At 37.2% G+C, this 12,836-nt stretch carries 9 protein-coding genes; 7 read left to right on the top strand and 2 right to left on the bottom strand.

Translation table 11 applies throughout. The annotated features are described in order from the left end of the window. Positions 1 to 63: 63 nt before the first annotated feature. Both OZP12_RS07510 and OZP12_RS07515 read left to right on the top strand, forming a co-directional pair. Entirely contained in the window at positions 64 to 1,605 is a 1,542-nt protein-coding gene (locus OZP12_RS07510) for an acyl-CoA carboxylase subunit beta (protein WP_281228424.1), read from the top strand. Positions 1,606 to 1,651: 46 nt separating this feature from the next. Further along, positions 1,652 to 2,383: a PmeII family type II restriction endonuclease gene (locus OZP12_RS07515; protein WP_281228425.1), complete on the top strand. Its 732-nt coding sequence runs from the start codon at positions 1,652 to 1,654 to the stop codon at positions 2,381 to 2,383. Here OZP12_RS07515 and dcm read toward each other — a convergent pair. Continuing rightward, positions 2,356 to 3,606, bottom strand: a complete 1,251-nt coding sequence (dcm, locus tag OZP12_RS07520; protein ID WP_281229033.1) for a DNA (cytosine-5-)-methyltransferase — start codon at positions 3,604 to 3,606, stop codon at positions 2,356 to 2,358. The genes OZP12_RS07515 and dcm overlap by 28 nt on opposite strands. Positions 3,607 to 3,838: 232 nt before the next feature. Here dcm and OZP12_RS07525 point away from each other — a divergent pair, with 232 nt between their 5' ends. From OZP12_RS07525 to OZP12_RS07545, 5 genes are all read left to right on the top strand, one after another. Beyond that, positions 3,839 to 4,390 (top strand): antibiotic biosynthesis monooxygenase, encoded by a 552-nt coding sequence (locus OZP12_RS07525; protein WP_281228426.1) that lies wholly within the window; start codon positions 3,839 to 3,841, stop codon positions 4,388 to 4,390. Positions 4,391 to 4,578: 188 nt separating this feature from the next. Continuing rightward, on the top strand, positions 4,579 to 5,664 hold the full coding sequence (locus tag OZP12_RS07530; protein ID WP_281228427.1) for an SGNH/GDSL hydrolase family protein: 1,086 nt from the start codon (positions 4,579 to 4,581) through the stop codon (positions 5,662 to 5,664). Next, a complete protein-coding gene (locus tag OZP12_RS07535) occupies positions 5,665 to 7,044 on the top strand; it encodes a sialate O-acetylesterase (protein WP_281228428.1) in 1,380 nt (459 codons plus the stop codon). Between the two features lie 217 nt (positions 7,045 to 7,261). Beyond that, positions 7,262 to 9,556, top strand: coding sequence for a beta-glucosidase BglX (gene bglX / locus OZP12_RS07540; RefSeq protein ID WP_281228429.1), 2,295 nt, complete (start codon positions 7,262 to 7,264; stop codon positions 9,554 to 9,556). A gap of 223 nt (positions 9,557 to 9,779) precedes the next feature. After that, positions 9,780 to 10,736: an aldo/keto reductase gene (locus OZP12_RS07545; protein WP_281228430.1), complete on the top strand. Its 957-nt coding sequence runs from the start codon at positions 9,780 to 9,782 to the stop codon at positions 10,734 to 10,736. Between the two features lie 94 nt (positions 10,737 to 10,830). On the opposite strand, the gene OZP12_RS07550 is transcribed toward OZP12_RS07545, so the two are convergent. Further along, the gene (locus OZP12_RS07550; protein ID WP_281228431.1) at positions 10,831 to 12,819 is read right to left on the bottom strand and encodes a retaining alpha-galactosidase; all 1,989 of its coding nucleotides are present in this window, start codon (positions 12,817 to 12,819) and stop codon (positions 10,831 to 10,833) included. Positions 12,820 to 12,836 lie beyond the last annotated feature (17 nt).

The following is a 12,836-nucleotide window of genomic DNA, read 5'->3' on the forward strand; positions in this document are numbered from 1 at the left end:
AATGAATGTTTATTTGGCTTTAGCCAAAAAGAAGAATTAATAAAACTTAGTGGTTGAAAAAATATGCAAGACAAAATAAAAACACTCAACGATAAAATTGCCCAAGCCCTTTTGGGTGGAGGACTTAAGCGTATAGCCAAACAGCATTCAAGTAAAAAACTCACGGCAAGGGAACGTATCGATTATTTGATGGATGAAGGTTCTTTTGAAGAAATTGGGATGTTGGTGACACATCGAACCACCGATTTCGGGATGGAAAAAGAAATGTATTACGGTGATGGAGTCATCACGGGTTACGGAACCATCAACGGAAGGTTGGTGTATATTTTTGCACAGGATTTTACGGTTTTTGGAGGTTCATTGTCCGAAACTCACGCCGAGAAAATCTGTAAAGTTATGGATATGGCTGTCAAAATGGGAGCACCCATGATCGGACTTAACGACTCGGGCGGGGCACGTATTCAGGAAGGTGTTCGTTCATTGGGAGGTTATGCCGATATTTTCTACCGAAATGTGCAGGCTAGCGGTGTGATTCCTCAAATTTCGGCCATTATGGGACCTTGTGCAGGTGGAGCGGTTTATTCTCCGGCTATGACCGATTTTACGATTATGGTAGAGGAAACCAGCTATATGTTTGTAACGGGACCAAACGTGGTGAAAACCGTGACTAACGAATCGGTTACTTCGGAGGAGTTGGGAGGTGCCAGCACACACTCCACTAAGTCGGGTGTGGCACATCGAACTGCTGTTAATGGTGTGGCTTGTTTGGAGGATATTAAGAAGCTACTTAGTTATTTGCCGCAAAACAACAAAGAAACGCCAAAGAATTTGCCGTATGAGCTGAAAGAAGAAATACGAGAACAATTGGCAAACATTATTCCAGAGAACCCAAATAAGCCTTATGACATGCACAGCGTAATAGCTGGAATTATAGACGAAGATTCGTTTTTTGAAATACATAAAAATTATGCCGAAAATATTCTTGTGGGTTTCGCTCGATTGGGAGGACGAAGTATAGGGATTGTTGCCAACCAACCGATGTTTTTGGCGGGATGTCTTGATGTGAACAGTTCCAAAAAAGCGGCGAGATTTACCCGTTTTTGTGATGCGTTTAATATACCGCTCTTGGTGTTGGTGGATGTGCCGGGCTTTTTGCCGGGAACCGATCAGGAATGGAACGGAATCATTGTTCACGGGGCAAAACTACTTTACGCTTTGAGCGAAGCTACGGTGCCTCGGGTAACCGTAATCACCCGCAAAGCTTACGGTGGTGCCTATGATGTGATGAATTCCAAGCACATTGGAGCCGATATGAATTTTGCCTGGCCAACTGCCGAGATTGCGGTGATGGGAGCCAAAGGAGCCTCGGAAATTATATTTAAAAAAGAAATCCACGACGCCGAAGACCATGAAGCCAAACTTTTGGAGAAAGAAGCTGAATATGCTGAACTTTTTGCGAATCCTTACACGGCTGCCCAGCGCGGTTTTGTGGATGAGGTAATTTTACCGCAAGATACCCGACGCAAATTGATAAAGGCGTTTAGTATGTTGGAGAATAAAGTTGTTGATACGCCTAAAAGAAAACACGGAAATATTCCTTTGTAAAATATAAGTGCTATTTTAGCCCATTAAAATTAAATTGATAAATCAAATGCCAAATAGAACTGAAAAAGAACTTTTAATTGAAATTGTAGAGTATTTCAATTTATATATTTTTGAAAATCATATAAATGCTGCTTTAAAAGTTCACTCAAAACTCAAATCCTACAATATTAATCCTATTGTAGTGAAGTATTTGTCAAAAGTTTTAGAAGGAAATTATAATGCAGTTGGTGTGGCTAAGGCACTTTATTATCCTAGGGTTTTAGGAACTTCAATAAATACTTCTTTTGGTACAAGAATTCAAAATATGTTTGTTGATTTAAAAATTGGTGAAGGCTCTTTAATTAAAGGAATGGATATAGAATTTATAGATAAAATTGATAATCGACGAAAATGGTGTCAATTAAAGTCTGGGCCAAATACAATTAATTCTGAAGATGTAAAACCTTTAATAAAAAAGTTTACAGATACAATTAATCTTGCCAGAACAAACAAAGCATTTAAAAATATAAATAATACAGACTTTATAGTTGGTGTTCTTTATGGTGAACAGAATGAGTTAAGTATGCATTACAAAGTCATAGATAAAACACATCCAGTTATTATTGGAAAAGATTTTTGGCACAGAGTTACTGGATTTCCTAGTTTTTATGATGGTCTAGTTGATAGTTTACAAAGATTAATTAACAATATTGATACTCAGGATTTAATTAACAAAGGAGTTGAAGAACTTGCAAAAGAAATTGAAAGTTCTCAACTTTTTGACTTCAATAAATTATAATAACTATTTAAAAACTTCACAATCGAATAGCCAACTTCTTTTCCTAAATTAACAGGAACTGCGTTTCCTATTTGCTTATATTGTTGAGCAATAGATCCTTCAAATTTCCAGTCGTCAGGAAAAGTTTGTATTCTAGCATATTCTCGAACAGTAAATGGGCGAGTTTCTTCGGGATGGCATCTTTCTGTTTGTTTTTGTGCGGGACTGCAAGTTAGTGTAAGGCAAGGTTCGTCCCAGCCTATTCTCCTTGCAATTCCAGTTTTTCCACCGCCAAGATGAAAACTTCCTCCCATAAATTCTTTTTGAATTTCAAGAGGTAAATCTCTCCAATAGCCTTTCTGCGGAACTAATTTTAAAACATCAATTTTACTTTTCGGATATTTTGAACCTTCTGATTTAGGGACGTCACAATCAAATAAATCACCTTTTTTAAGAGCATCTTTCAAGTTATATATTTTCTTATAAGGTTTGGGATATTCATATTTTAAATCAATATCTTTTCTAATTCCAACTAGAATTAATCGTTCTCTTTTTTGAGGGACATTATAATTTATTGCTTTTAAAACTTGAACAGGGACAACATTATAACCTATTTCATCTAAAATAGAAATCATTCCTTCGAGAGTTTTTCCATTTTCGTGACTTAGCAAACCACGTACATTTTCCCCAATACAAATAGGCGGATTTACTTCTTTAACAGCTCTTGCAAATTCATAAAATAAAGTTCCTCTTGCATCTGCTAAACCTAATTTTTTTCCTGCATAACTGAATGCTTGGCAAGGAAATCCACCAGTTACAATATCAACTTTGTTATTATATTCAGAAAAATTAAAAGATTTTATATCTCCTTCCAAAACATTCCAATTTGGACGATTTTTTCGCAAAGTTTGACATGCCCATTTATCAATTTCATTTAAAGCAACACATTTTAGTCCTGCTTTTTCCATCCCAACGGCTAATCCACCGGCTCCCGCAAAAAGCTCTAAAACAGTATATTCATTATGAGGTTCTGTATAATTAGATACTGTCTCTTGAATTTTTTCATCTAAAAAATTAAAAAATAAAGTCTCAACATCAGATTTTCTGTAAACTCTGTAATTGCTCATCGGTTCACGAACAGCAGTCAATTTACCTTCTTTATCCCAACGTCTCAAAGTTTCTTTACTTTTACCAATGTATTCCGAAGTTTCAGAAAGTGTCATATATTCTTCATTCATAACCATGTTGTTTAACATTATACAATGGTTACAAATTTAGAAGAAAAATCGGAATTGCCAAGTTTAAAAAAGGAAAAAAAATTACTATTAATAATGGTTGAAAAAAAGTAGATTTTAATGTTTGATTTAATGCCACTTATACATTTGTTAACTTAATCTTAATTTGATATTTTTGAGTAAACTATTCTTTTAAATCGTACCGAAGTTTTTTTGTAGTTAAACAAATAACCTATATTACATGGAAAATCAAGGAGCAACTGTTGTAATATCTCATCAAATTAAGGAGGGAAAACAAAAACAATACGAGGAATGGTTGGAAGAAGTTGTTCCGATTTGTAGAAGTTATAAGGGAAATATGGATTTGCAAATAGTCAAGCCAATCCCTAATTTGACTTTTACTTATACGGTGATCATTCGCTTTGATACTGTAGAAAATTTGAAATTTTGGATGGAATCAGATACAAGAAAAAATCTAATAGAAAAAGCCAAGCCTTTTTTTGTTATCGGTGATCAATATTTTATTAAAAGTGGTTTGGATTTTCTTTTTTTGCCAGAACAGGGAAATCAGAAAGCACCCGTTCGTTGGAAACAATATTTGGTCACTTGGTCAGCCATTTTTCCTTTGTCCATATTCATTCCGTTGATAGTTTTACCTGTTTTGAATACTTTACATTTTCCCGAAAACCGATTCGTAAATTCATTTTTTATTTCAGGAACTGTTGTCTTTATAATGGTTTATTGGCTTATGCCAAGGTACACCAAACTAATAAAAAAATGGCTTTATAAATAATTGGCCGCTGTTGGAATTTCTGTAAGCTGTTAAAAAAACAATCAAATTATACTTTTTTCTCTTAATTAAAATAGTAAATGCATTTAAAATGACATTTTTTTGTCATCTTTTGATATTTTAGTATTCTTTCAGACTAAGTGGAATCTGTAAATTTGTTTGCTGTTTATTAATGATTACAATTTTCCACTATGAATTATAAAAAAATTGGTTTTCTATTTTTATTGGTTTCCGTTTCATTCGGTTCAATTGCCCAGAAACAGGCAGAAACCAAGTCATATTTTGAATATCACGGAAGAGTCGAAAAATTGGCTGACGATAAGGTGGTGCTAGTAGGCTCAGCTTCATCGGTTTCTTTTGATTTTAGTGGGGATTCTTGTTCTGTTTCTTTGCAAAGTGCTGTTGACCATCAAGTTTATGTCTCACTGGAACTCGATGGAAAGTATATCGGGAGGGTCCGAATCGATGCCGGAGAAATGAAAAGTTATCCGGTTGCGGTTTCCGATAGAAAAAAAACGCACCATCTTTCAATTTATAAAGCTACGGAAGCTGCCAACGGAGGTGTTTTGTTTGGCGGAACCAATGCAAAATTAATTGAAAGTCCTGCGACTAAAAAAAGAAAAAAAATTGAACTCATAGGCGATTCCATAACTTGCGGTTTTGGGAATGATGCATCTACGATTCCTTGCGGCAGTGGAGAATGGTATGACCAGCACAATGCTTATTGGGCTTACGGGCCAATATTGGCAAGGGCTTTGGATCTTGATTTTGTGTTGAGCTCCGTTTCAGGTTACGGGATGTACCGCAACTGGAATGACGAGCATATCGACGAGCCAATCATTCCTGATGTTTATGAAAATTTATACCTAAATAAAGATAGTTCCAAACCGTATGATTTTGCTTTTCAACCCGATTTGGTGAGTATTTGTTTAGGTACGAATGACCTTTCTGACGGTGACGGAAAAAAAGCGAGATTACCATTTAATGAGAAAAAATACGTTTCTAATTATATCGATTTTATCAAAACGGTTTACAAACATGCTCCAAATACCCGAATTGTACTTTTGTCCAGTCCGATGGTTTCGGGCGAAAAAAATGTTACTCTTATTAAATGTCTGAAAAAAGTGATTCAGGCTTTTGAAAACGATACTTTGCACAAGTCAATTACATTATTCGAGTTCCAACCGATGACACCAAAAGGCTGTGGCTACCATCCTGATATAGCTGATGATAAAGCCATGGCATCTCAGTTGATTCCTTATTTTAAAAAATATTAAATGAAAAATAAAAGTATTGTTTTTGTTCTCTTCTTGATTCTTTCAAATACCGCTTTCGCAAATGTTACGCTGCCGAACGTGTTTTCGGATAATATGGTTTTGCAGCGAAATACCGAAGTTACCGTTTGGGGTTGGGCGAATCCGCAGGAAGAAGTGGTGATTACACCAAGTTGGAATAATCAAACATATAAAGCAAAAACTAGCAATCAAGCAAAATGGGAGATTGTAATTCCGACTCCAAAAGAAGGAGGGCCTTATACCATTTCTATAAAAGGATACAATGAAATCGTACTGAAAAACATTTTGATTGGAGAGGTTTGGATTTGTTCCGGACAATCCAATATGGAAATGAATGCCAGTTGGGGAATTGAGAATGGGGATGAAGCAGTAAAAAATGCTGCAAATCCAAATATCCGACTTTTTTTGGTGCCAAAATTAACAGCTACCACGCCGCAAAATAATATATCAGGGACTTGGACGGAATGTTCATCTGAAACTATGAAATATTTCAGTGCGGTGGGATATTTTTTTGGAAAGCATTTGCAGGAAGAATTGAAAGATGTGCCTATTGGTTTGATTTCCTCCAATTGGGGCGGAACACCGGCGGAGATATGGATGCCTGAAGAAGTGATTCAAAATGATCCTGTTTTATTGGAATCGGCTAAGACGAGGAAAGAAGAAAGTTATGGCCCTAACCAACCCGGAAGGGCTTTTAATGCAATGATTTTTCCTTGGACTAAATTCAAAATTGCCGGAGCCTTGTGGTATCAGGGGGAAAGTAATGTGGGGTCAACGGTTTATGATAAAACGCTTTCGGCTTTGATTACCTCTTGGCGAAAATTATGGGGATATGATTTTCCATTTTATTATGTTCAGATAGCGCCTTATAAATATGGTGAAAATCATTTTGGCGGAGCTATAATTCGGGATGCACAGCGAAAGGTATTACAGGAAGTTCCCAATACAGGAATGGTTTTGACTAGCGATATTTCGCCCATAGATGACATACATCCAAAAGATAAAAAATCGGTGGGAATCCGTTTGGCAAATTTGGCTTTGGCCAATACCTACAAAATGAATGAGGCATTGGTAAACGGCCCACTTTATAAAGGGATGAAGATTGAGAAGAATAAAGTAACGGTCACTTTTGAGTATGCAGACGGTTTGTATTTTAAGGATAAAAAAGCCGATTTGTTTGAAATAGCCGGAGCAGATAATGTGTTTTACAAAGCGACAGCCGTGATTAAAAATAATACGGTTGTGGTGCAGTCGGATGAGGTTAAAGTTCCTGTGAAAGTGCGCTACGCCTGGAAGAATACCGATCAATCGACTCTTTTCAATAAGGCAAAATTGCCGGCTTCGTCTTTTATAAGTGAATAAGGTAAGTCGCAGTTTTCACTGGATTCTATTCGACACTGAAAACTGAGACTGAAAACTAAAAAATTGAATGCTGTTGCAAAGGCTGCGTGAGGGATAGCAGGCGATATCCTCGCATCTCGTCTTTTGGGATGAGAGGAGAGATAAAGCCGTATAGCCCGACCCTTGTCCTGATTTTTCTTCAGGACAAGGGACACGCCATAAAAATTATAACCAAAGTATGAAGAATAAACTATTAATGATTGCAGGGATTTTTACCCTGATTAGTACAGGAAATATGATTGCACAAAAATTACCACATTTAGACCAAACAAAACCGATTGAAGAGCGTATTGATTTGTTGATGAAAGAAATGACGTTGGAGGAAAAAGTCGGACAAATGAATCAATATAACGGTTTTTGGGAAGTAACAGGGCCGGCACCAAAGGGCGGTAACGCTGAATTGAAATATAAGCATTTGAGAGACGGTTGGGTAGGTTCGATGTTGTCTGTTCGTGGCGTGAAAGAAGTTAGGGCAGTTCAAAAAATCGCTGTAGAGGAAACCCGATTGGGGATTCCATTGATTATTGGTTTTGATGTCATTCACGGTTACAAAACGTTGAGTCCGATACCGCTGGCAGAGGCTGCGAGTTGGGATATGGAAGCGATTAAAAAGTCGGCTCAGATAGCAGCGGCTGAGGCTTCGGCATCTGGAATTAATTGGACTTTTGGACCAAATGTGGATATTTCGCAGGATGCGCGTTGGGGGCGTGTGATGGAAGGTGCGGGTGAGGATCCTTATTTGGGAAGTAAAATTGCAAAGGCAAGAATTACCGGTTTTCAGGGAGAAACGAGAGCCGATTTGCAAAAGGTGAATACAATTGCTGCCTGCGCCAAACATTTTGCAGCTTATGGTTTTGCCGAATCCGGCAGGGATTACAATACGGTGGATATCAGTAATTCAAAATTGTTCAATACAGTTTTACCTCCGTTTAAAGCAGCAACCGAGGCTGGTGTGCGTACGTTTATGAATTCGTTCAATATTTTGAACGGTGTGCCGGCAACGGGGAATGTATTTTTGCAAAGAGACATTTTGAAAGGAAAATGGAAGTTTGACGGTTTTATGGTTTCGGATTGGGCTTCAGTTAGGGAGATGATTTCTCATGGTTTTGCAAAAGACGGTGCTGATGCAACAGCCAAAGCGGTGATTGCCGGATCGGATATGGATATGGAGTCGCATTTGTTTGTCTCCGAATTGGTAAAACTGGTTAAGGATGGTAAAGTCAAAGAGGCTTTGGTTGACGATGCCGTTCGAAGAATATTGCGTGTGAAATTTGAATTAGGATTGTTTGATGCCCCTTATAGATATTGTAATGAGGAAAGGGAGAAAGAAACGATAGGTAGCAAAGCTAATAACGACGGGGTGTTGGATATGGCTAAAAAAGCGATTGTGCTTTTGAAGAATGAAAAAGGATTGCTTCCGTTGAAAAAATCAGGGCAGAAAATCGCTTTGATTGGGGCTTTGGCCAATGACAAAAACAGTCCGTTGGGAAGTTGGAGAATCGCTTCGGATGACAACACTGCAGTTTCAGTTCTCGAGGGAATGCAACAATATAAAGGCAATCAATTAACGTTTGAAAAAGGAGCCGATTTGATTGTGGGCAAAGCGACTTTTGTGGACGAATTGGTTTTTAATACCACTGATAAAAGCGGGTTTGAGGCGGCCAAAAAAGCAGCTGCCAATGCTGATGTGGTTGTGATGGTTCTTGGAGAACACGGTTTTCAAACGGGAGAAGGCCGCAGCAGAACCAATCTCGATTTGCCTGGAGTGCAACAGGAATTACTTGAAGAAATCTACAAAGTGAACCCAAATATTGTTTTGGTTTTAAATAATGGAAGACCGTTGGCTTTGCCTTGGGCCGCAGACCATATCCCTGCGATTGTTGAGGCTTGGCATTTGGGAACACAGACGGGTAATGCGGTGGCACAAGTACTTTACGGAGATTATAACCCAAGCGGGAAATTGCCAATGTCTTTCCCAAGAAACGTAGGTCAAGTGCCAATTTACTACAATAATTACAATACAGGAAGACCTGTAAACAGTGATAAAAATGTGTTTTGGTCGCATTATATTGATGTGGAAAAAACACCATTGTATCCGTTTGGATTTGGGTTGAGCTACACAACTTTTGATTATAAAAACTTAAAAATAAATAAGTCCGCTTTCGCAAAAGGGGAGCAGGTAGTGGTTTCGGTGGATATAACCAATTCCGGAAATTATGACGGAAAAGAAGTGGCACAATTGTATGTTCAGGATGTTGCTGCAAGTATTGCAAGACCTGTGAAAGAATTAAAAGGTTTTGATTTGGTAACTTTGAAAAAAGGAGAAACCAAAACAGTAATCTTCACTTTAACAGACAAAGAATTGGGCTTCTTCGACAATGAAGGGAATTATTTGGTTGAACCTGGGACATTTAAAATTTGGGTAGGAGGAAGTTCAGATAAAGGTTTGGAAAGTGGATTTGAATTGAAGTAAATCAAATTATATTTTTTATTTATAAACCCGGCTTGTATTAAAAAACAGGTTGGGTTTATTTGTATTATTACATTATGAATGCGAACTTTACCAAATTCTAAAAATTAAATTTCAAACCTTAAATCAATATAATGAAATCGCCATTACAATAAATTTGCGAAAGCAAATACCTATAAATAAAAGCGATAACATATATGACTTATAACATATAAATTTTACATATATGAAATACAATAGATGTGGAAAAAGCGGGTTGTTGTTGCCTGAAATATCATTAGGATTATGGCATAACTTTGGTTCTGTAGATAGTTTTGAAAATGCTGAAAGTATTGCCAAAGCAGCTTTTGACCAAGGAATAACCCATTTTGATTTGGCTAATAATTATGGGCCGGTTCCTGGTTCGGCAGAGACCAATTTTGGAACTATCCTTAAAAATAATTTCCAGGGAAACCTTCGTGACGAAATAGTAATCACAACCAAAGCTGGTTACACTATGTGGGACGGACCTTATGGAGATTGGGGTTCTCGGAAGTATTTACTTTCCAGTTTGGATCAGAGTTTGAAAAGAATGAATTTAGAATATGTGGATATTTTCTATTCACACCGCCCAGATCCTGAAACACCGATGGAAGAAACAATGATGGCTTTGGATTATGCCGTTAGAAGCGGAAAAGCCTTGTATGCTGGGATTTCAAATTACAATCCGGAACAAACAAAACAGGCTACCGAAATATTACAACGTTTGGGAACGCCTTGTTTGATTCATCAGGTTAAATATTCAATGTTCGTTAGAACTCCCGAACAAGGATTGCTTGACGTTCTTGAAGAAAAAGGAGTGGGTTGTATTGCTTTTTCACCCTTGGCACAAGGCCTTTTAACCGATAAATATTTAAAAGGAATTCCAGAAAATTCTCGTGCGCACAATCCAAATGGACATTTAAAAGAAGAAGAGGTTTCTGAAGAAAAAATTCAGAAAATTATCCAATTGAACGAAATTGCCAAACAAAGAAATCAGTCTTTGGCTCAAATGGCATTGGCATGGATATTAAAAGACAAAAGAGTTACTTCGGTATTAATTGGTGCCAGTTCTGTGGGACAATTGAATAATAATATTGATTCGTTGAAAAATCTGGAATTTTCATCAGATGAATTACAGGCTATTGAATCTATTTTGAAATAAAAGATTATTAACGTTTGGTAAAACGTATGCGTAGAGACGCACTGCAGTGCGTCTCTACAACGTGCGTCTCTACGTTTTTAACAATGTGATAAAATTAATTTTTAGGCGAAATAATCGCCGATAAACCGCCACCGCTGGCCAAATGTATTGTCATTTTGGTAGTTGAATCAACAGTGATTTTTTCCCTTTTGTAATCTACGGCCGCTTTCTCGGCATTTAAACCATCGGTAAACAAATCGGCTTCGAATGTTTTTCCTTTCTCCAAAAACGAAAAATCAACCGTAATATCCCTGCTATTCCAATTGGTGATAGCTCCCAAATACCAATTGTTTCCTTTTTTTCGGGCAATTGAAACGAATTTTCCGACTTCTCCTTCTAAAGCAACCGTTTCATCAAAAGTGGTCGGGATTTTTGCTATAAAATCTGTGCTTTCCTGCTCCTTCATATAAGCGGTCGGACTGTCGGCCATCATTTGCAATGGCGCCTCAAAAATAGTGTATAACGCCAGTTGATGACATCTTGTTCCCTGACTTACAGGGTTGGAATGACTAGGTTTGAATTCGGATTTTGTGGCATTTCGCATTGCGCCCGGTGTATAATCCATTGGCCCTGCCATCATTCGGATGTAAGTAATAGAGCAATCATAAGTAGGAACATCATCATTGGGTGTCCATTTGTTGTTTTCGAGTCCTTTTACACCTTCAAAGTTCAAAATGTTCGGGAAAGTTCGTTGTATTCCAGTAGGCTTGTACATACCATGAAAGTCCAGCAATAATTTATGATCGGCTGCTTTTTGCGCAATTTCATAAACCGAATTTACCATTTTGGTATCATCCCGGTCAATGAAATCAACTTTGAAACCTTTTACGCCCATATCAGTGTAGTTTTTGAATACCACATCAATATTTTCGTGTAAAGCCATCCATGAAGACCAAAGTATAATCCCAACGTTTCGTTCCTTGCCATAAGCAATTAAGGCTTTTAGATCTACTTTAGGATTGTGCTTCATAATGTTAGTCTCAACACTCCAGCCTTCGTCCAAAACAACGTATTCGACTTTGTTTTTGGAAGCAAAATCAATGTAATATTTATAGGTTTCCGTATTGATTCCAGCTTGAAAATTGACGTTGTAGATATTCCAATCGTTCCACCAGTCCCAAGCTACTTTTCCCGGTTTAATCCAGCTTACATCTTTTATTTTAGGTGGTTCGGATAATCGTTGAACCATGTCATTATTGGCCAAATCTTTGTCGCTTTCTGAAATGACCAAAATTCGCCAAGGGAAATTCCGACTGCCTTTTGTGTTAACCAAATAATCGGCTCTTTGGGTGATTAATTTGTTGAGGTTGTTGAATCCGCCGTTCATTTCCTGCAAAGGATATTTTGGGAAACGGGCTTCAAATCCTGATTTTTCTTTATTGTTGGTCACAAACATTCCCGGATAATCCTGAAGATTTGCTTCTAAGAAAACGGCTTTTTTATGGTTTTTAAAATCAATCAGAAAGGGCAAAAATGCTAACGTATCTTTAGTAAACTCGCTTATTTTTTTGTTTTCGTAATGAGATTCGAAAGAAGAAATAAACGGATCTTTTGGGTTTCTTAAATCTCTGACATAAGGCATTAGAGTAGGGTAGTCTTTGTCAAAATTTAAAACAGCTTCTTCTGATTTTACAACAATATCCCCTTTCTTTTTGGTTATAAAACGATAAGCGACCCCTTCGTCAAAAGCTCGAAATTCAATAGCAAAATCACCTTTGAAATTCAATACGAGTTGGTTGTAATTGTTTTCGACAACTTTCTTTTTGTAAAACGGAGTGTCAAAAGAAGTTCGTATGCTTTCTTTTTTAGAATTCAAAAGCATTGGTTTTTTACCCAATATTTCGCCTTCATTCAGAGTGATCGACATGGGGGAGGTACTCAAAATCGGTTCCTTTTCATGTGTGACTTCCCAAGTTATTTTATCCGAAAGAACAATGGCAATTTCAATTTTTCCATTTGGGGAAGCCAATTGAAAGTTTTGTTTCTTTTGGGAGAAAACGGGGTTAAAAAGAAATAGTGCTAGTAGTAAAATTGCTTTGTTCATAATTCTAAAAATAATAT

The sequence above is a fragment of the Flavobacterium aquiphilum genome (assembly GCF_027111335.1).
GTDB classification, from domain to species: domain Bacteria; phylum Bacteroidota; class Bacteroidia; order Flavobacteriales; family Flavobacteriaceae; genus Flavobacterium; species Flavobacterium aquiphilum.

What these genes read in the sequence shown, in the direction of transcription:
- dcm (WP_281229033.1), bottom strand. Translation starts at nt 3,606, where the DNA reads ATGGTTATGAATGAAGAATATATGACACTTTCTGAAACTTCGGAATAC.
- OZP12_RS07530 (WP_281228427.1), top strand. Translation starts at nt 4,579, where the DNA reads ATGAATTATAAAAAAATTGGTTTTCTATTTTTATTGGTTTCCGTTTCA.
- OZP12_RS07550 (WP_281228431.1), bottom strand. Translation starts at nt 12,819, where the DNA reads ATGAACAAAGCAATTTTACTACTAGCACTATTTCTTTTTAACCCCGTT.
- OZP12_RS07525 (WP_281228426.1), top strand. Translation starts at nt 3,839, where the DNA reads ATGGAAAATCAAGGAGCAACTGTTGTAATATCTCATCAAATTAAGGAG.
- OZP12_RS07545 (WP_281228430.1), top strand. Translation starts at nt 9,780, where the DNA reads ATGAAATACAATAGATGTGGAAAAAGCGGGTTGTTGTTGCCTGAAATA.
- OZP12_RS07515 (WP_281228425.1), top strand. Translation starts at nt 1,652, where the DNA reads ATGCCAAATAGAACTGAAAAAGAACTTTTAATTGAAATTGTAGAGTAT.
- bglX (WP_281228429.1), top strand. Translation starts at nt 7,262, where the DNA reads ATGAAGAATAAACTATTAATGATTGCAGGGATTTTTACCCTGATTAGT.
- OZP12_RS07510 (WP_281228424.1), top strand. Translation starts at nt 64, where the DNA reads ATGCAAGACAAAATAAAAACACTCAACGATAAAATTGCCCAAGCCCTT.
- OZP12_RS07535 (WP_281228428.1), top strand. Translation starts at nt 5,665, where the DNA reads ATGAAAAATAAAAGTATTGTTTTTGTTCTCTTCTTGATTCTTTCAAAT.